At 71.4% G+C, this 18,121-nt stretch carries 15 protein-coding genes; 7 read left to right on the top strand and 8 right to left on the bottom strand.

Annotated features, from left to right (window positions below):
- The first annotated feature begins 135 nt into the window (after nucleotides 1-135).
- The 4 genes from leuC to ACFPLC_RS23590 all read left to right on the top strand — a co-directional run bounded on the left by leuC (nucleotide 136) and on the right by ACFPLC_RS23590 (nucleotide 6,439).
- Nucleotides 136-1,569: a 3-isopropylmalate dehydratase large subunit gene (leuC, locus tag ACFPLC_RS23575; RefSeq protein WP_191313794.1), complete on the top strand. Its 1,434-nt coding sequence runs from the start codon at nucleotides 136-138 to the stop codon at nucleotides 1,567-1,569.
- 20 nt (nucleotides 1,570-1,589) lie between these two features.
- Complete coding sequence (gene leuD / locus ACFPLC_RS23580; protein ID WP_378200966.1) at nucleotides 1,590-2,192, top strand: 3-isopropylmalate dehydratase small subunit; 603 nt, start codon at nucleotides 1,590-1,592, stop codon at nucleotides 2,190-2,192.
- A gap of 208 nt (nucleotides 2,193-2,400) precedes the next feature.
- Nucleotides 2,401-3,105: an HU family DNA-binding protein gene (locus ACFPLC_RS23585; RefSeq protein ID WP_378200963.1), complete on the top strand. Its 705-nt coding sequence runs from the start codon at nucleotides 2,401-2,403 to the stop codon at nucleotides 3,103-3,105.
- A 490-nt stretch (nucleotides 3,106-3,595) separates the two neighbouring features.
- Nucleotides 3,596-6,439, top strand: coding sequence for an AfsR/SARP family transcriptional regulator (locus ACFPLC_RS23590; protein ID WP_378200960.1), 2,844 nt, complete (start codon nucleotides 3,596-3,598; stop codon nucleotides 6,437-6,439).
- Between the two features lie 642 nt (nucleotides 6,440-7,081).
- Here the strand turns inward: ACFPLC_RS23590 and ACFPLC_RS23595 are convergent.
- The 3 genes from ACFPLC_RS23595 to cofC are packed head-to-tail and all read right to left on the bottom strand — an operon-like array spanning nucleotide 7,082 to nucleotide 11,073.
- Entirely contained in the window at nucleotides 7,082-8,035 is a 954-nt protein-coding gene (locus ACFPLC_RS23595; protein ID WP_378200957.1) for an NUDIX hydrolase, read from the bottom strand.
- Nucleotides 8,032-10,407: an RNA degradosome polyphosphate kinase gene (locus ACFPLC_RS23600; RefSeq protein WP_378200954.1), complete on the bottom strand. Its 2,376-nt coding sequence runs from the start codon at nucleotides 10,405-10,407 to the stop codon at nucleotides 8,032-8,034. Before ACFPLC_RS23600 ends, ACFPLC_RS23595 begins: the two co-directional genes overlap by 4 nt.
- Nucleotides 10,408-10,449: 42 nt before the next feature.
- Complete coding sequence (gene cofC / locus ACFPLC_RS23605) at nucleotides 10,450-11,073, bottom strand: 2-phospho-L-lactate guanylyltransferase (protein WP_378200951.1); 624 nt, start codon at nucleotides 11,071-11,073, stop codon at nucleotides 10,450-10,452.
- 548 nt (nucleotides 11,074-11,621) lie between these two features.
- Here cofC and ACFPLC_RS23610 point away from each other — a divergent pair.
- From ACFPLC_RS23610 to ACFPLC_RS23620, 3 genes are all read left to right on the top strand, one after another.
- The gene (locus ACFPLC_RS23610; RefSeq protein ID WP_191313788.1) at nucleotides 11,622-12,326 is read left to right on the top strand and encodes a lysophospholipid acyltransferase family protein; all 705 of its coding nucleotides are present in this window, start codon (nucleotides 11,622-11,624) and stop codon (nucleotides 12,324-12,326) included.
- Complete coding sequence (locus ACFPLC_RS23615) at nucleotides 12,326-13,342, top strand: NAD(P)H-dependent glycerol-3-phosphate dehydrogenase (RefSeq protein WP_191313787.1); 1,017 nt, start codon at nucleotides 12,326-12,328, stop codon at nucleotides 13,340-13,342. The genes ACFPLC_RS23610 and ACFPLC_RS23615 overlap by 1 nt, the downstream gene beginning before the upstream one ends.
- Before the next feature lie 186 nt (nucleotides 13,343-13,528).
- Nucleotides 13,529-14,008 carry a cysteine dioxygenase gene (locus tag ACFPLC_RS23620; protein ID WP_378201149.1) on the top strand — a complete coding sequence of 160 codons (480 nt, stop codon included), beginning with the start codon at nucleotides 13,529-13,531 and terminating at the stop codon, nucleotides 14,006-14,008.
- On the opposite strand, the gene ACFPLC_RS23625 is transcribed toward ACFPLC_RS23620, so the two are convergent.
- From ACFPLC_RS23625 to ACFPLC_RS23645, 5 genes are all read right to left on the bottom strand, one after another.
- Entirely contained in the window at nucleotides 14,005-14,991 is a 987-nt protein-coding gene (locus ACFPLC_RS23625) for an asparaginase (protein ID WP_378200948.1), read from the bottom strand. The genes ACFPLC_RS23620 and ACFPLC_RS23625 overlap by 4 nt on opposite strands.
- Nucleotides 14,992-15,034: 43 nt before the next feature.
- Complete coding sequence (locus ACFPLC_RS23630; RefSeq protein WP_378200945.1) at nucleotides 15,035-15,415, bottom strand: VOC family protein; 381 nt, start codon at nucleotides 15,413-15,415, stop codon at nucleotides 15,035-15,037.
- Between the two features lie 62 nt (nucleotides 15,416-15,477).
- Nucleotides 15,478-16,218, bottom strand: coding sequence for an FAD:protein FMN transferase (locus ACFPLC_RS23635; protein ID WP_378200942.1), 741 nt, complete (start codon nucleotides 16,216-16,218; stop codon nucleotides 15,478-15,480).
- Nucleotides 16,215-16,721: an FMN-binding protein gene (locus ACFPLC_RS23640; protein WP_378200939.1), complete on the bottom strand. Its 507-nt coding sequence runs from the start codon at nucleotides 16,719-16,721 to the stop codon at nucleotides 16,215-16,217. The genes ACFPLC_RS23635 and ACFPLC_RS23640 overlap by 4 nt, the downstream gene beginning before the upstream one ends.
- A 9-nt stretch (nucleotides 16,722-16,730) precedes the next feature.
- Nucleotides 16,731-18,077: a ferredoxin reductase family protein gene (locus tag ACFPLC_RS23645; RefSeq protein WP_378201146.1), complete on the bottom strand. Its 1,347-nt coding sequence runs from the start codon at nucleotides 18,075-18,077 to the stop codon at nucleotides 16,731-16,733.
- Between the last annotated feature and the right edge of the window lie 44 nt (nucleotides 18,078-18,121).

Genomic DNA, 18,121 nt, shown 5'->3' on the forward strand with positions numbered 1-18,121 from the left:
TACTAGCGTCCCGCACTTTGGGAAGTCCAGTATCTGGGAAAACCCTGAACTCGAGCTGCGCCCTCCTTCGCGGCTCGCACCCGATCACGCAGGTGCGCGCCCGAGTTCGTCGACGAACCGTGGAAGGAGCCGGAGATGACCAGCCCGACCGGCAAGGCCCGCACGCTGGCGGAGAAGGTGTGGGAAAGCCACCTCGTGCGCCGAGGCGAAGGCGCCGAACCGGATCTGCTCTACATCGACCTCCACCTGCTGCACGAAGTCACCAGCCCGCAGGCCTTCGACGGCCTCCGCCTGGCCGGGCGGCAGCTGCGCCGCCCCGACCTGACCATCGCGACCGAGGACCACAACGTCCCGACCGTGGACATCGAGCTCCCCATCGCCGATCCGGTCTCGCGCACCCAGGTCGACACCCTTCGTCGCAACTGCAAGGAGTTCGGGGTCCGGCTGCACCCCATGGGTGACGCCGAGCAGGGCATCGTGCACGTCATCGGCCCCCAGCTCGGCCTGACCCAGCCCGGCATGACCGTGGTCTGCGGCGACAGCCACACCTCGACGCACGGCGCGTTCGGCGCCATCGCCTTCGGCATCGGCACGTCCGAGGTCGAGCACGTCATGGCCACCCAGACGCTGCCGCTGCGTCCGTTCAAGACGATGGCGATCACCGTCGACGGCGAGCTGCGCCCCGGCGTCACGGCCAAGGACATCATCCTCGCGGTGATCGCCAAGATCGGCACCGGCGGCGGCCAGGGCTACGTCCTGGAGTACCGCGGCAAGGCCATCGAGGCCCTCTCGATGGAGGCCCGGATGACCATCTGCAACATGTCGATCGAGGCCGGCGCCCGCGCCGGGATGATCGCGCCGGACGACACGACGTTCGAGTACCTGAAGGGCCGTCCGCACGCGCCGCAGGGCGCGGACTGGGACGCGGCGGTCGAGAACTGGCGGCAGCTGCGCACCGACGACGGCGCCGAGTTCGACGCCGAGGTGCACCTCGACGCGAGCGCGCTGACGCCGTTCGTGACCTGGGGCACCAACCCCGGCCAGGGGCTCCCGCTGGGCGCCGAGGTGCCCGACCCGGAGCAGATCCCGGACGAGAACGACCGCATCGCCGCTGAGAAAGCCCTGTCCTACATGGACTTGAAGCCCGGCACGCCGCTGCGCGAGATCGCCGTCGACACCGTCTTCCTCGGCTCCTGCACCAACGGCCGGATCGAGGACCTGCGGGCCGCGGCCGAGGTATTGCGTGGTCGGAAAGTGGCGGACTCGGTCCGGATGCTGGTGGTTCCCGGCTCGATGCGCGTCCGCAAGGCCGCCGAGGCCGAGGGGCTCGACCAGGTCTTCACCGAGGCGGGTGCCGAGTGGCGCCAGGCCGGCTGCTCGATGTGCCTGGGCATGAACCCGGACCAGCTGAAGCCGGGCGAGCGCAGCGCGTCGACGTCGAACCGCAACTTCGAGGGCCGGCAGGGCAAGGGCGGCCGGACGCACCTGGTCTCGCCGCTCGTGGCCGCCGCCACGGCCGTGCGGGGCACGCTGTCGTCGCCGGAAGACCTGCTGACCGCCGCCCGCTGACCACCCGAGGAGCTACAGCCATGGAACCGTTCACCCAGCACACCGGCGTCGGCGTCCCGCTGCGCCGGTCCAACGTGGACACCGACCAGATCATCCCGGCGGTCTACCTCAAGCGAGTGACCCGGACCGGGTTCGAGGACGGCCTGTTCGCCGCCTGGCGCGGCGACGAGGACTTCATCCTCAACCAGGAGCCGTTCCGGAACGGGAGCGTGCTGGTCGCGGGACCGGACTTCGGAACCGGTTCCTCCCGCGAGCACGCCGTCTGGGCGCTGATGGACTACGGCTTCAAGGTCGTCATCTCCGCCCGGTTCGCCGACATCTTCCGCGGGAACTCCGGCAAGGGCGGCCTGGTGGCCGCGCAGTGCGAGCAGCACGACGTCGAGCTGCTCTGGAAGCTGCTGGAAAACGAGCCCGGCACGGAGGTCACGGTCGACCTCGAAACCAAGACCGTGCGCGCCAAGGACTTCACCGCGCCCTTCCAGATCGACGACTACGTCCGCTGGCGGCTGCTGGAAGGTCTCGACGACATCGCGCTGACGTTGCGCCATGCCGGTGAGATCGACAGCTTCGAGGCGAGCCGCCCGTCCTGGAAGCCGACGACGACTCCGGTGGTGGCGAGCTAGCCTGGTTCCGGGGCGGAATCCTTTGTGTCACAGAGGGATTCCGCCCCTTTTTGTTTTCCGGACTGTCCTCTGGCCGGGGTGAGGGGCGAGGCGGAACCCGTCCCGGCGCAAGGGAAAGTTCCGCGGGCCGGTTGGATTTGCGCTGGCGTGGTAATACCGTGTCGCTAGTCGGCCGACGCGGCCGTGGATCCTTCCTGGAGGACTGGACATGGCCAACAAGGCCCAGCTGATCGAGGCGCTGACCGAGCGCCTGGGCGACAAGAAGGCCGCCGCGGAGGCGGTCGACGGTCTGGTCGACATCATCATCCGGACGGTCAATAAGGGCGAAAAGGTCAACATCACCGGCTTCGGGGTGTTCGAGAAGCGCGCCCGCGCGGCCCGGACGGCCCGCAACCCGCGCACGGGCGAAGCGGTGCGGGTGAAGAAGACGAATGTGCCCGCGTTCCGCGCCGGCACCACCTTCAGGGACGTCGTTTCCGGAGCGAAGAAGCTGCCGAAGGCCACCCCGGCCAGGCGCACGACGAGCAGTTCCCGGACCGCTGCGGCGCCGAAGCCGGCGACCACGCGAACTGGTTCGGCGGCGGCGAAGCCGACGGCCACGAGGACTCGCGCCACGGCAGCGAAGCCGGCCACGACCAAGACGACGGCCGCCAAGACGACGGCCGCCAAGACGACGGCCGCCAAGACGACGGCCGCGAAGAGCGCTGCCGCGAAGTCCCCGGCTGCGAAGAGCACTACCGCGAAGAGCACCGCCGCGAAGACGACCGCGACGCGCAAGGCCCCGGCCAGGACCACCGCGGCCAAGACCACCACTGCTGCCAAGTCCACCGCGGCAAAGACCACCACCGGAACAAAGACCACCGCGGCAAAGACCCCGGCCAGGCGAACCTCGGCGGCGGCGAAGAAGGACTGAGCCGCCCAAAACTGTCGTACCCCTGCGGTAACGTGAATTCCGGGGGACCCCCAGGGGGCGACCCCCAGCTGAACGAGCTTTCCGGCAGGGCCCCGCGCGACATGCGCCGGGGCCCTGCCGCATGTCCGGGCTGCGGCAGAAGTGATCCGACCCTCGAAAGACAAAAGCCGACCGTCCAGGTACGCAAGCCGACCGCCGGGGTACGCAGACCGACCCTCCCGGTACGCGAGCCGACTGTCCGGGCTCGCGAACGGACTCTCGCGATACGCGAGCCGACTGCCCAGGTACACCCTCCGACCGTCCCGGTACGCGAGCCCGACCGTTCCGGTAGAGCGACCGCCGCGTCCGGCGACCGTAGGCGGGTGGCAAGTCACCCACTGCCGACCGCAGCCTCCCGAATGGACACCCCGCGTCACCCACCTGGCGCAACCCCCGGCCCGGGACCGGCTCCGTCCAATTTCGCAAAGTTGCTTGAGCGCCCGGCCGAGTGATGCCACGCTGCGTTCCTCGGGGCCCGCATGCGGCGTGGGCCCGGCGGTGCGCGACGGCTTACCTGGGGGCGACCACCATCGACATCCGGCTGCTCGGCCCGTTCCAGGTGCTCGTCGACGGTTCGCCGGTCGTGCTGACCAGTTCCCGCCAGCGTGCGCTGCTCGCGACGCTCGCGCTCGCCGCCGGCCGTCTCGTGTCGATCGATGCCCTCGCGCGCGGGGTCTGGGGCGAGACCCCGCCCGCGCACATCCGGGGCAGCCTGCAGACCTACGTGATGCGCCTGCGCCGGCTCTGCGGCGAAGACACCGTCGTCACCGAACCGGACGGCTACCGGCTGGTCGTCGACCCGTCCCGGGTGGACGCCCTGCGCTTCCTCCAGACCCTCGACCAGGCCGCCGCCGCGACGGAACCCGCCCGGCGCCGCGATCTGCTCACCAGCGCGCTCGACGGCTGGGGCGGGGTCCCCCTCGAAGGCGTCGGCTCACCCACCCTGGCCGCCGAATGGGAGCCGCTGCTGACCGAGCGGTACCTCTTCGCCGTCGAGCAGCGGATCGACCTCGACGCCGGGCTCGTCCCCGACGCGCGGCTGATCGCCGAACTCACCGACCTCGTCGCCCAGCACCCGCTGCGGGAGTCGTTGTGGGAACGGCTGGTGCGCACCCTCGCCCGGGCCGGGCGCCGCGCCGAAGCGCTGGCCCGCTATGCCGGCCTGCGGGCGTTGCTGGCCGACGAACTGGGCGTCGAACCCGGCGAAGACCTCCGTCGCCTGCACGCCGAACTGCTCGCCGCCGATGCCGATCCGGCCGTCCACACCGTGCCGCGACAACTGCCTTTCGACGTCGCCGGCTTCACCGGCCGCGGCCCCGAACTCGCCGAACTCGACCGGCTGCCGCCCGGCGGCGCGTCCGGCATCGTCGTCATCGAAGGCACCGCCGGCGTCGGGAAGACGTCCCTGGCCGTGCACTGGTCCCACCGGGTCCGCGACCGCTTCCCCGGCGGCCAGCTGTTCCTCGACCTGCGCGGCCACTCCGCGGACACCCCGGTCACACCCGGCGCCGCCCTGGCCGGCTTCCTGCGCGCCCTCGGCGTCCCGGCCGAGACCCTGCCCTCCACCGTGGAGGAACGCTCGGCGCTGCTGCGCAGCAGGCTGGCGGGCAGCCGCACCCTCATGCTCCTCGACAACGCCCGCGACGCCGACCAGGTCCGCCCGCTCCTGCCGGGGCCCGGCAACCTCGTCGTCGTGACCAGCCGAAACCAGCTGCGCGGTCTCGTCGCCCGCGACGGCGCCCGCCGCATCGCCCTGCGCTCCTTCGACGACCGCGACGCGACCGCGCTGCTCGCCGGGAGCGTCGGGTCGCAGCGCCTCGCCGCCGAACCCGGCGCCGTCGCCGAACTCGTGCAGCTCTGCGGCCGCCTGCCGCTGGCACTGGCGCTGGCCGGGGAACGCGCTTCCCGGTTTTCCGGCGTCTCGCTCGCCGGCATCGTCGAAGAACTCCGCGACCAGCGGCTGCGGCTTGACACCCTCCGCGACCCGCAGGACGCCGGGACCGACCTCCGGGCCGCGTTCTCCTGGTCGTACAAGGCACTGCGCCCGGCCGCGGCCCGCTTCTTCCGGCTGCTCGGCCTGCACCCCGGCCACGGCTTCAGCCTCTCCTCGGCCGCCGCGCTCGCCGGTGCGGACCTGCGTGAAGCGCGCGAACTCGCCGACCAGCTCGCCGCCGCCCACCTGCTCAACCAGCCCGGCACCGACCGCTACCAGTTCCACGACCTCCTGCGCGTCTACGCGGGCGAACTCGTCGAAACCGAAACGACGGAGGCCGAGCGCGCGGCGGCGCTGCGCCGGCTCGTCGACTGGTACCTCGCCAGCGTCGCCGAGGCGAACAAACTGGTCCGTCCCGACCTGCTCACCGACGACATCACGCTCGACCCCCCGCCGCTGCCGCCCGTCGGGTTCGCGCAGCACGAGCAGACGATCGCCTGGTACACCACCGAACGCCAAGCCCTCACGGCGCTCGTCGGCATCGCCGCCGGTCGCGGGTGGACCGCGCACGCCTGGAAACTCGCCTGGCTCCTGCGCGGCTTCTTCGCCGAGCGCCACGACCGCGACGACTGGATCACCACCGCACGCGCGGCCGTCGCCGCCACGCGGGAGGCCGGCGACGGGATGGGGCTGCAGTACAGCGCCAACAACCTCGGTTCGGCCTACCTGCGCACCCTCCAGCCCGACAAGGCGATCGAAGCGCTGGAGGAAGCGCGGGCGGCGTCCGAGGGCGGCGACGGCACCGCGTTGACGGTGGCGATCCTGTCCAACCTCGCCGGCGCCTACTACGTCCGTGCCGAATACGCCGAAGCCGAGCGCTACGCCCTCAAAGCCGTCCACCTCGCGCGCGACCACGGTCAGCGCACGTTCGTGCCGCACGCGCTCCTCAACGTCAGCGCCAGCCGCATCGGCCTCCGCGACTACGACCACGCCGCCGAAGCCGCCCAGGCAGCCCATGAAGCCTTCGCCGAACTCGGCGATCGCTATCACGCGGCGCTCGCGCTGGGGAACGTCGCCGAGGCGCTCGAAGGAGCCGGCCGACACGGCGAAGCGGAGCGGGCGGGGCTCGACGCGCTCGCCGAGCTGAAGGAGCTGAACGCCGACTACGGGACGATCGACGTCCACATCACCCTCGGCCGGCTGAAGCGCCGCACCGGCCGCTCGGACGAGGCCGGTGGCCATTGGGCCGAGGCGCTGACGGTCAGCCAGCGCCTCGGCGACCCCCGCGCCGCGGAGGTCCAGGCCCTGTTGGCCACGGTGCCGACAGAAACCCCCTCGCCCGGGGATGCGCCGTACCCCTAGCCCGGCGCAGCCCAGCGGGACCCGGGACAAGTACACCAAGATCGACTGTCATGCCGCTGTCTTGTCGTGACAGCGGGGTTCTTGGGGAGGGTTTCGGCGAAGTCGGTCGCTGTTGCGGTGGTGAGTGGGGGGCTGCTGGTTGGGCTCGGTCTGAATGTGCGGCTGAGCTGGGTGGTGTCAGGTCGCCTTGGGCGATGAGCCGGGGTGCCTTGGCCGATGGTAGGTGGGTGCCCACCACCCCGAGCCACAATTGTGACGACGGCCGGCAGTACCGCGTCAAGGCGGGAAAGCGTGCCTTGACCCGGCACTGCCGGCCGTGTTGTGGCTTCGGATCGGGGCGGTGGGGAGGTCTGGGTGGGGTGCAGGTTCGGGCGGCAGCGTCCCGTTCACGGCGGTGAAGCCGCAAAGCAGGCCCGGAAGCTCCCCCACCCTCTCCGGGGGGCGTCCCCAGGTCCAGTCTATCGGTGGTGGGCGACGAAACCGGCGGATCGGCCTCTGTTGGCCGGAGCTGTCCACAGCATCGGCTGGATGTGGACAGACGGCTCGGAGTGGCTGGGGGACAGACGGCTCGGAGTGGCTGGGGGACAGACGGCTCGGAGTGGCTGGGGGACAGACGGCTCGGGAGTGGCTGGGACAGACGGCTCAGGAGTGGCTGGGGGAGGGGGCCGGGAGGGCGCTCGGGTGGTAGTCCGCCGCCAGGAGCACCGGGCCTTCCGAGTCCGTTGGCGGGCGGAACGACAACACCCAGAACGAGCCCTTCTTGCTCGGCACCACCCCGCCGCGCGCCGCCGACAGCTTCACCCCGTCGCGGTCCGCCAGGGCGCTCACCAGGTCCGGGATCACTCCGCCTTGGCTGCAGACCACCGGTGTTCCGCCGTCTCCGGCCACCGCCAGGAGCCGCGCTATGCCCAGGACCGGGTCCGGCCAATAGCCCTCTTCCGAGAACAACGGCTCGTGGCGGACCTCGGCCGTGACGTCCTCCGCCACTCCGTGAACCGTCTGCACGCAGCGCAGCCTCGGCGCCGACAGCACGCGGTCCGGGCCGAACAACGACAGGACCCGGCGCAGCGCCACCGCCTGGCGCTGACCCGCCTCGGACAACGGCCGGAGGTCGTCGTCGCCGGACCACTCGTCGCGCTTGCCCGCCTTGGCGTGCCGCACCAGCAACAGCGTCGTCAACCCCACCGGCAGCTCGCCGAACGCCCGCAGCACCCGGACGTCCTCCGGCCGCGTCAGCAGCTTTTCCGCCGCCATCGGGTCGAGCCAGCGCAGCTCGTCGACCTCGTCGTTCGCCTCGAACTCGCCGGAGACCGCTTCCGCCGCGAAGTAGTCGACCGTCTTCGGCACCGTGCCGGAGCCGGTGCGCGACGGCACCCGGTACGCCGTGCGGGCCAGGGAACGGCCGAGGACCGCCGTGAACCCGGTCTCCTCCCGCACTTCGCGCACCGCGGCCTCGGCGATCGTCTCGCCCGGGTCGAGTTTGCCCTTCGGAAACGACCAGTCGTCGTACCGCGGGCGGTGCACCAGCGCGACCTCCGTCGCGCCGCCGGCGACGCGCCACAGCACCGCGCCGGCCGCCCGTACCTCCTGGGTCATCCGGCGGCCCCGTGCAGCTTCGCCAGCTCCAGCTGGTGGTCACGCACGCGCGAGCCCTCGGCCGGGAACGGCGACCACTCGCCGCTCGCGGTCAGCACCCAGCAGCGCGTCTCCGGATCCAGCGCCGAGTCGAAGATGTTGTCGAGCTGCGCGGTGAGCTTCGGGTCCTTGACGCGCACCAGCGCCTCGATCCGCCGGTCCAGGTTGCGGTGCATCATGTCCGCGCTGCCGATCCAGTGCGTCCCGCCCGCGCGGAAGTTGAAGATCCGCGAGTGCTCCAGGAACCGGCCGAGGATGGACCGGACGTGGATGTTCTCCGACAGCCCTTCGACGCCGGGTTTGAGCGTGCAGATCCCGCGCACCACGATCTCGACCGGCACCCCGGCCTGCGACGCGTGGTAGAGCGCGTCGATGACCTGCTCGTCGACCAGGGAGTTGCACTTGATCCGGATCCCGGCGGCCTGCCCGGCCCGCGCCAGCTCGATCTCCTCGCCGATCGCGCGCACGATGCCGCGGCGGATGCCGTGCGGCGACGTCAGGATCGTGCGGTACGTGTCCTGCCGCGAGTAGCCGGTGAGCACGTTGAACAGGTCCGTGACGTCCGCGCCGATGCTCGGGTCGGCGGTGAACAGGCCGATGTCCTCGTACAGCCGCGCTGTCTTCGGGTTGTAGTTGCCGGTGCCGATGTGGCAGTAGCGGCGGATGGTCGAGCCCTCCTGGCGCACGATCATCGACACCTTGCAGTGGGTCTTCAACCCGACCAGGCCGTACACGACGTGCACGCCCGCGCGCTCCAGCGTCCGCGCCCAGGTGATGTTCGCCTGCTCGTCGAACCGCGCCTTGATCTCCACCAGCGCGACGACCTGCTTGCCCGCCTCCGCCGCGTCGATCAGCGCGTCGACGATCGGGGAGTCACCCGACGTCCGGTACAGCGTCTGCTTGATCGCCAGCACCTTCGAGTCGGCCGCCGCCTGCTCGATGAAGCGCTGCACGCTGGTCGAGAACGAGTCGTACGGGTGGTGGACCAGCACGTCGCCCTCGCGCAGCGTCGCGAAGACGCTCTTGGGCGTCTCGCGCTCGCCGAACGCCGGGTGCGTCGCCGGGACGAACGCCCGGTCCTTCAGCTCCTTGCGGTCCACAGCGGACAGCTGGTGCAGGCAGGTCAGGTCGAGCAGGCCGGGCACCTCGACGACGTCGGCCGGGTCGACGTCCAGCTCGCGAAGCAGCAGCTCGAGCATGTGCTCGCTCATGTCCTGCGCGACTTCCAGGCGCACCGGCGGGCCGAAGCGGCGCTGCGCCAGTTCGCGCTCGAGGGCCTGGAGGAGGTCCTCGTCACGGTCTTCGTCGACCTCGAAGTCGGCGTTGCGGGTGACGCGGAAGACGTGGTGCTCGGTGACGTCCATGCCGGTGAACAGCTCGCCCAGGTGCGCGGCGATGAGCTCTTCGAGCGGCAGGAACGTCGCCGTCCGGCTGGTGCGCTCGGTCTCGACGCGCATCAGGCGCGGCACGTTGCTCGGCACCTTCACCCTGGCGAAGCGCTCGGTGCCGCCCTCCGGGTCGCGGACCGTCACCGCGAGGTTGAGGGAGAGGCCCGAAATGTAGGGGAACGGGTGCGCCGGGTCGACGGCCAGTGGCGTCAGCACCGGGAAGATCTGCTCGGAGAAGTAGCTGGACAGCCGCAGCTGGTCGGCGCCGGCCAGGTCGGCCCAGCCGACGATGTGGATGTCCTCCTCGGCCAGCCGCGGGCGCAGGTGCTTCTCGAAGGCGCCGGTTTGCCGCTCGACGAGGTCCTGGTTGCGCTTGGCGATGTAGCCGAGCTGCTCGCGCGGGGTGAGCCCGTCCGCGCTGCGCACCAGCAGGCCGGTCTCGTCGCGGCGCTTCAGGCCGGCGACGCGGACCATGTAGAACTCGTCCAGATTGGACGCGAAGATGGCGAGGAACTTCGCCCGCTCCAGCAGCGGCTGCGACTCGTCCTCGGCCAGCGCGAGCACGCGCGCGTTGAAGTCCTGCCACGACAGCTCGCGGTTGAAGTACCGGTCGTCGGGCAGCGTCTCGACGGCTGTCGGCGCCGCGGTGACCGCGGGCGGCGCCGACGGGACGGCCCGGAACTCCTCTGCGCCGCGCGGGTTGCCCTGCGTGGAGCTGCGGCGCCGCGTGGTCGTCGCCGCCGGGGACGTGGTCTTGCGGGTGCGGGCCTTGCCGGCGGTGGCACGGGCGGCGGTGTCGCGTGCGGTGGACTTCGACGGGACCTTCTTGGCGGTCGCCGGTTTGGCGGTGGTGGACTTCTTCGCCGTCTCGGAAGATCCGCTGGCCGGGTTCCGTCGCCTCCGCGGTGCGGGCGTGCCGCCGTCGTCTGTGCTCACGGCCCCCATTCTTCACTACGTGAAGCGGAATTGCGCGGACCGCGGTGAAGGTCAGATGAACAGCTCAGCGCGGTATGCCGAGGTGTGTTTGCCGACACCCAGGGCGCGGACGTGAGCGAGATCATCCGGGGTGTCGACGTCACTGCGCAGGGTCGGCAGCGCTTGGCTCAGCGGGACCGCCCCGGACTCGGCGTGCTTGCGGGCCGAGCCGGGCCCGAACCGGGGCTCGAGGGGCGCGCCGGATGCAGCGAGCAGCAGGGTGGTGCCGGTGCCCTGCCGATCGGCGACGAAGGCCCTGCGCCCCGCGGCCTCGGCGAGGGCCGCGGTGAGATCCCCGGCGCGCAGGGCGGGCAGGTCGGCTTGGAGGGCGCCGACGACGGCGGCCGGGTCGTCGGCTTTGAGCAGGGCTTCGCCGTGGCGGAAGGCGGCGTTGAGGGACTTTTCGGCGGGTTCTTCGACGATCTCGACGCCGAGTTCGGCCAGCTCGGCGACGGCTCGGGGATCGGCGGCGACGAGCAGGACCCGCCTGATCTGCGCGCTGGAGGTCACGGCGGCGAGGGTGTCTTTGGCGAGGGCGAGGACCAGGCCGGGGTGGTGCTCGGTTTCGACGGCACCACGCAGCCGCGACTTGCCGTCGCGGGGGTGCTTCAGGGGTACGACCAGATCGACGTCCACGTGTCCATCTTTACCCGAAAGCCGGGCGGGCCGGGGGCGGGTGGGGCGGGTTGTCCACAGGCGACGGGTGTTGTGGACAGGGGCAAGGGTGGGTGGGTTTTGCGTGGGGTTTTGTCGGGTGGGGGCGATAGCGTCGAAATCGGGGGTTCCCCGTTGGGGGATGGTGGCCCCCTTGGGTGGGCGGGTTGTGTGGGTGGGCGGGTTGTGTGGGTGGGCGGGCTGTGGCGTTCGAACTCCGCGGCCACGCCCAGCTGACAGCGGCACGCCGGTTCAGGCGAACTCGCCCCGAACCCGGCAGGGGAGCGCCGGACCCGGAAGTACCCCTGGTCAAAACCCCGCGACCATCGCTGAACCGGCCCGTCGCCAGCGCACCACAAGCCCTGGTGAGACCGTTTTGTCCGGTTGGCCGACCCTCTGGCCTCCCGCCGTGACCACGACAGCCGAAACGCCCCCAGCCTGGTCACACCGCTCAACCGACCCTCCCTGGACCGCCCCGAGCCCGGCGCGGCAGGATCAACCCCGGACGTGACCTGAGCTAGGAGGAGATCGTGGCCCGGCGTGAGAAGGGCGGCTTCTGGGTGGGGCTCGCCGCCGTACTGTTCTACCCGCTCACCCACATCGGACGGCGGGTCTACGTCGGTGCCGAAAAGATTCCGCGGCAGGGGCCCGCTCTGCTGGTCATGAACCACATCTCGCACTTCGATCCCGCCGTCGACGCCGTGTTCGTGCACCGGCAGAAGCGCGTGCCGCGGTTCCTCTTCAAGGAGAGCCTGACGCGCGCGCCGATCCTCGGGCCGATCGTCTCCGGGTCCGGGCAGATCCCCGTCTCGCGGGGGTCGGCCGCCGCCGGGGACTCTCTCAAGGCCGCTCACCAGGCTCTCGAAGAAGGCAAGATCGTCGTCATCTACCCCGAGGGCACCATCACCAAGGATCCCGACGGCTGGCCGAAGGAGTCCTTCACCGGCGCCGCGCGGCTCGCGCTGCAGAACGACGTCCCGGTCATCCCCGTCGCCCGGTGGGGCACCAGCCAGATCTTCAACGGCTACACGAAGAAGTTCACGCCGTTCCCGCGCAAGACCATCACCCACTCCGTCGGCGACCCGATCGACCTGTCCGCCTACCGCGGCGGCAACACCCGCAGCGCGACGAAGCTGCGCGAGGTCACCAAGGTCATGATGGACGAGGTGACCCGGCTCCTCGCCGAGATCCGGCACGAGGAACCGCCGGCCACGAAGCCGGAGGACCCCGCCTGATGCGCGCCGACGTGCAGCGGGTCACCGTGCTCGGGGCCGGCTCGTGGGGCACCGCCTTCGCCAAGGTGCTCGGCGACGCCGGGCGGGACGTCACGATGTGGGCGCGCCGCGAGCAGGTCGCCGAGGACATCCGGGACCGGCACACCAACAGCGCCTACCTGCCCGGCGTGACCCTGCCCGAGAACATCACCGCCACCAGCGACCCCGCGGAAGCGACGAAGAGTGCCGAAGCCGTCGTCCTGGCCGTGCCCAGCCAGAGCCTCCGTGCGAACCTGACCGCGTGGCGTGGGCTGCTGCCGAAGGACGCCATCCTCGTCAGCCTGGCCAAGGGCGTCGAACTCGGCACGCTCAAGCGGATGAGCGAGGTGATCGGCGAGATCGTCGGCATCGCCGCCGACGACGTCGTGGTCGTCACCGGGCCGAACCTGGCCAAGGAGATCGCCGCCGGGCAGCCGTCCGCCTCCGTGCTGGCCTGCGCCGACCACGAACGCGCCGTCGCGATCCAGCGCGCCTGCGCCAACTCCTACTTCCGCCCCTACACCAACACCGACGTCGTCGGCTGCGAGCTCGGCGGCGCCTGCAAGAACGTCATCGCGCTCAGTACCGGGATGGCCGCGGGCCTGGGCCTCGGCACCAACACGATGGCGACGCTCATCACCCGCGGCCTGGCCGAGATGGCCCGGCTCGGCGCGAAGCTCGGCGCCGACCCGCTGACCTTCGCCGGGCTCGCCGGCGTCGGCGACCTGGTCGCGACCTGCTCGTCGCCGCTTTCGCGCAACCGCACCTTCGGCGAACGCCTCGGCCGCGGCGAGACGCTCGAACAGGCGCAGGCGGCGGCCGGCGGGCAGGTCGCCGAGGGCGTGATGTCGTGCTCGTCGATCCGGGCGCTGGCCCGGAGCCTGGGTGTCGACATGCCGATCACCGACGCCATGCACCGCGTCTGCCACGAGGGCGTGGACCCCCGCCAGGCCGGAGCCGAGCTGCTCGGGCGGTCCCAGAAGCACGAGTGGTCCTGACCTCCCGTCAGGTGAGACGTCTTGACCGCGCGGGAGGCGGCTGCGACTCTTGTCGCATGTTCGCGTACGCCGTGTCCGAGTCGTGGGGCCTGATGAGCCTCCGCTCGAGCGTGCGCGCGTGTCGCTGTTGTCGGTGAACCCAGCCCCGGCCCAGCTCGACACCCTTTCTTCTGCGTGAGGACCCTCATGTTCGCCGTTCCGGACAACACCCTGCTGCGTCCCGAAAACCCCGCGCTGCGCCACCCGGTGCGCGTCGCCATCGAGGTCGCCGCCGATCGCGACCGCTGGCGCCACCTGCTGCGCTACGACCCCGACGAGCGCTTCGCGACGCTCGTGTCGAGCGACGACCAGCAGGAAGTGTGGCTGATGAGCTGGCTGCCCGGCCAGCGCACCGACCTGCACGACCACGCGTTCGCCAGCGGCGCGTTCACCGTGGTCGGCGGCCACCTGACCGAGGCGGTGGCGCGCCGCGCGCCGGACGGCCGGGCGGTCACCGAGCTGCACGCCCTGTCGGCGGGGCAGTCGCGGGTCTTCGGGCCGGGGTACGTGCACGAGGTCCGCAACGACGGCCCGGACCCGGCGATCTCGATCCACGTCTACCGTGACGCCGGCCGCGCGATGCGCCCGTACCACCTGGACCCGGTCGACGGCCCGATCCGGGACTAACGGTCCAGGTCGCCGCGAGCCCGGAACTCCTGCTCGATCCGGGCCCGGTCCGCGCCGGAGGCCAGCAGCGCGTGCAGCAGGATCCGCGACTTCCGCGCGTCGAGCCAGCCCGCCATGGTCGCGCCGATCGCGATCAGGCTCGACTCCGAACCGTGGAAGCCGTACGTCGAGCGCAGCGTCGGACCGGCCCCGGTCCGCGAAGCGACGACCACCGGCAAGGACGTCACCAGCCGCGAGATCACGTCGGCCGTGCCGGACGAAACGTGCCCGACGCCCGTCGCGGCGATCACAACGCCGCGCACGTCCGGCTGCGAAGCCGCGTGCTCGAGGAACGCGCCCGAGTCGTCCAGACCGGTTTCGACCACCGGGACCAGGCCGCCGAAGTCGCCGCCGTCGAGGAACGGCAGCCGCGGCGGCGACGGGTGGAACCAGTGCACCGCGTGCTCGACGACCATGCCCAGCGGTCCGGCCGGCGCCGACGAGAACGCCTCGAGGTGGCTCGAATGCGCCTTCCGCACCCAGCGCGCGGCGTGGACGTCGTCGTTCAGCGTGACCAGCACGCCCCGCCCGCGGCTGCGCGGATCGGCGGCGACGGTCAGCGCGTTGCGCAGGTTCGCCGGGCCGTCCGGGCTGAACAGGCCGGCGTTGCGCATCGCCCCGGTGACCACCACCGGGGTCTCCGACGGCCAGTGCAGGTCCAGGAAGTAGGCGGTTTCCTCGAGCGTGTCCGTGCCCTGGACGACGACGAACCCGTCGGCGTCCTGGCGCAGGCCCCATTCGCGGCACCGCAGCAGCGTCGCGAAGTCCAGCGACGCGCTGCCGATCCCGGCCAGGGTTTCGGCCAGGACGTCCATCGGGACGTCGCCGAGCCCGCCGAGCAGCTCGGCCGCGCCGAGCCGCGGGACGGCGCCGCCTCCGCCGCCGACGGGAGCCATCGAGATGGTGCCGCCCAGCGTGGCGACGGCGATCAGGGGACGTGCCATGCCCGCCACCCTATTCAGCCGGGTTTGACCGCCGGCGAGTCCGTCACGAAGTCGCCGCGCGCTCGGCCGCGCTGCGCAGCACGCAGAATTCGTTGCCCTCCGGGTCGGCGAGCACCACCCAGCCCGTGCCGTCCGGGTTGCGGAGGTCGTCGTACAGCGTCGCGCCGAGGCCGAGGAGCCGCTCGACTTCCTCGTCGCGCGGGACGTCCGGCTGCAGGCACAGGTGGAGGCGGTTCTTCACCGTCTTCGGCTCGGGTACGCGGATGAACAGCAGGTTCGTCCCGTCGTTCAGCTCGAAGCCGACCTCTTCGTCGCCGGGCTGGTCGGTGTCGGGCATCGGTTTGCCGGTGACCTGGCTCCAGAACCGGCACAGCGTGTACGGGTCGGCGCAGTCGACGGTGACGTTCAGCACGGACGACGGCATGGCACTCCTCGATGTCGGGTGGGCCCGAGTCTGGCCCAGCTGCCCGAGGAGGGCGAACCGATTTACGACGCCAGTGCCAGCCCCGCCGTCCGGTGCACGCGGCGGCTGTCGTCGACGATGAGGATCTCGCAGTCCGGCCGGTCGGCCGCCCAGGTGATGCCCTCCGCGCCCATCGCGAACGCCGCCGTGGCCAGTGCGTCCGCCGTCACCAGGTCGCCGGCCACGACCGTGACGCTCATCAGGCCCGTTGCCGGGGTGCCCGAACGGCCGTCGAGGATGTGGGAGCCGCGCTCGTACGCCGCCGACGTCGCGATCGCGCCGTTGCGCGACTCCAGGACCGCGCACACGGCCAGGGGCTGCTCGGGGTGGCGCACGCCGACCCGCCACGGCCGTCCCGGCTCGGGCTCGCCCGCGGTGACGACGTCGCCGCCGGCGTTGAGGCAGAACGTCGCCGCGCCCTCGGCCTTCAGCATGTCGGCCGCGCGCTGCACCGCCCAGCCCTTGACGACCGCGCACGGGTCGAGGCCACGGCCGGGCAGCCGCGCGCGGAACGCGCCGCCGGAGAGCTGCTCGTAGTACGCGCAGAGCTCCAGCACCTCCAGGAGGTCGTCGCTCAGCTCGGCCGCCGTCAGCTCGCCGCGGTCGTACCGGCTGACCTCGCTGTCCTCCTTGAACGGGCTGAACCGGGCGTCGACGTCCCGGAACCACGCGAACACGTCGTCGACGACCTCGGCGAAGTCGCCCTCGTCCCGCAGGTCGAGCGAGATCGGCAGGCCCATCACCTGTTCGACGCGGGTGGTCATCGCTGCTTCCCCCTCGCGTCGATCGCGGCCTGCAAAGACGTCTTGTACGACTCGCTGGTCTCGGTGGCCCCGGTCACCGTGTCGATGTCGGCGCTCTGCGCCTTGATCGCCTCTTCCTGCAGCTTCGGGAGCGCGGTCAGCGACCGGCCGCCGTCCGGGGCCTGCAGCAGGGTGATGACGGCGATCCGCGAGCCGGTGAACGTCACCTGCACCTGCACGGTGCCGTACCGGCTCGACTCGGCGCTGCCCTGCGTGGTCACCGGCTCGTTCGTGGTGTCCCTGGTGGCCGGAACCTCCGAAGTGGACGGAGCGGGCGAGGTGGCCGACGACGGCGATGTGTCCGAAGTGGACGGTGGCGCCGAAGTGGCCGGCGTGGACGTGACCGGGGCGGGCGGCGGCGCCTGTGCGACGGCGGAAGTGTTGTGCGCCGGCCCCGGCTCGAACCGCCAGACCGAGATGAACCCGGCGATCGACAGCGCGACGACGAAAATGGTCTTCTTCACAACGATCCCCTAGGCCGCAAGGCTGAAACGTTCGGCGTGCACCTGTGCGCTCGGCACCTTCAGCTCGCGCAGGCTGCGCAGCACGGCCGAGGTCATCCCCGGCGGGCCGCAGACGAACACGTCCCGCTCGTGCACGTCCGGCACCATCATGTGCAGGTTCGCCGGCCCGAGCATCACCCCGCGCGGCCCGACCGCCTGGTCCGGTCCGGTGAGGACACTGACGCTGGCGCCGCGGGCCTTGGCGAGCTCGTTCAGCTCCGGCAGCAGCACCGCGTCGGCCTGCGAGCGCACCCGGTACAGCACGACGACGTGGCCGTCGATGTCCTCCAGCAGCGCGCGGATCGGCGTGATCCCGACGCCGCCCGCCACGAGCAGCGCGTTGGGCCGTCGCTGGTGGATCGTCGTGAAGGCGCCGTACGGTCCTTCGGCGAACACGCGCGTTCCGACGCGCAAGTTCCGCAGCCCGGCGCTGGAATCGCCGAGCGCCTTCGCGGTCAGCCGCAGGGAACGGCCGTCGGGCGCGGCCGACAGCGAGAACGGGTTCGCCTGCCACCACCGGTCCTTGGTCAGGAACCGCCACAGGAAGAACTGCCCGGCCTTGGCCGGCATCTTGTCCAGGTGCTTGCCGGACATGTACACCGAAACGACGTCCGGGGACTCGGAAACCACCGCCGTCACCCGCAGCTGGTGGCGCAGGTTCCGCCACAGCGGCAGCACGACCCGCCCGGCCAGCACGGCCGCGCCGGCGCCGAGCCAGAGCGTCCACCAGTACGCCTTCGCCGGTTCCGAGCCGGCGAACGACTGCCCCAGCGCGATCTGGTGGGTGAAGGCCAGCAGCACCGCGGCGTAGGTGTAGAGGTGGATGAAGTGCCACGTTTCGTAGGCGAGACGCTTGCGCGCGAACTTGGCCGAGGCGGCGCCGACGATGAGGATCACGGCGAAGGCGACCAGTGCCCGCAGGATCCCCTCCAGGGTGTTGGCCATCTCGACCAGCTCGTCGACGACGCCCTTGTCCGAGACCTCCGCGTAGCCCATGGTGATGAACACCAGGTGCGCCAGCAGGGTCCAGAGGATCGTGAAACCGGTCCAGCGGTGCCAGGTGGTCAGCCGGTCCATCCCGAGCCGGCGGTCCAGCCAGGGCAGCCGGGCCACCAGCAGCAGCTGGAACGCCATCGCCAGCGCGCCGTACATCCCGGCGAGCCTGCCGATCGTGATCAGCACGTTCTGCGAAACCCCGGCCTGCACGAACAGGACGGTGACGGCGGCCACGTTGGCGCCGAGGAAGAGGAAGAGGCCGGATTTTGCGGCGATCCGGGGGCGGATCGCCGGGCGCGCGGCCTCGGCGGTCTGCGTCATGGTGGTCACACGGATCCCCCTTCGGTTCGGTTCACGAAGGCCAG

Source organism: Amycolatopsis plumensis (genome assembly GCF_042652605.1).
Lineage (GTDB): Bacteria > Actinomycetota > Actinomycetes > Mycobacteriales > Pseudonocardiaceae > Amycolatopsis > Amycolatopsis plumensis.

Excerpts from the sequence above, each read along its gene's own strand:
- leuC (WP_191313794.1), top strand. The coding sequence starts at position 136 with ATGACCAGCCCGACCGGCAAGGCCCGCACGCTGGCGGAGAAGGTGTGG.
- leuD (WP_378200966.1), top strand. The coding sequence starts at position 1,590 with ATGGAACCGTTCACCCAGCACACCGGCGTCGGCGTCCCGCTGCGCCGG.
- ACFPLC_RS23585 (WP_378200963.1), top strand. The coding sequence starts at position 2,401 with ATGGCCAACAAGGCCCAGCTGATCGAGGCGCTGACCGAGCGCCTGGGC.
- ACFPLC_RS23590 (WP_378200960.1), top strand. The coding sequence starts at position 3,596 with ATGCCACGCTGCGTTCCTCGGGGCCCGCATGCGGCGTGGGCCCGGCGG.
- ACFPLC_RS23595 (WP_378200957.1), bottom strand. The coding sequence starts at position 8,035 with ATGACCCAGGAGGTACGGGCGGCCGGCGCGGTGCTGTGGCGCGTCGCC.
- ACFPLC_RS23600 (WP_378200954.1), bottom strand. The coding sequence starts at position 10,407 with ATGGGGGCCGTGAGCACAGACGACGGCGGCACGCCCGCACCGCGGAGG.
- ACFPLC_RS23615 (WP_191313787.1), top strand. The coding sequence starts at position 12,326 with ATGCGCGCCGACGTGCAGCGGGTCACCGTGCTCGGGGCCGGCTCGTGG.
- ACFPLC_RS23620 (WP_378201149.1), top strand. The coding sequence starts at position 13,529 with ATGTTCGCCGTTCCGGACAACACCCTGCTGCGTCCCGAAAACCCCGCG.
- ACFPLC_RS23625 (WP_378200948.1), bottom strand. The coding sequence starts at position 14,991 with ATGGCACGTCCCCTGATCGCCGTCGCCACGCTGGGCGGCACCATCTCG.
- ACFPLC_RS23630 (WP_378200945.1), bottom strand. The coding sequence starts at position 15,415 with ATGCCGTCGTCCGTGCTGAACGTCACCGTCGACTGCGCCGACCCGTAC.
- ACFPLC_RS23635 (WP_378200942.1), bottom strand. The coding sequence starts at position 16,218 with ATGACCACCCGCGTCGAACAGGTGATGGGCCTGCCGATCTCGCTCGAC.
- ACFPLC_RS23645 (WP_378201146.1), bottom strand. The coding sequence starts at position 18,077 with ATGACGCAGACCGCCGAGGCCGCGCGCCCGGCGATCCGCCCCCGGATC.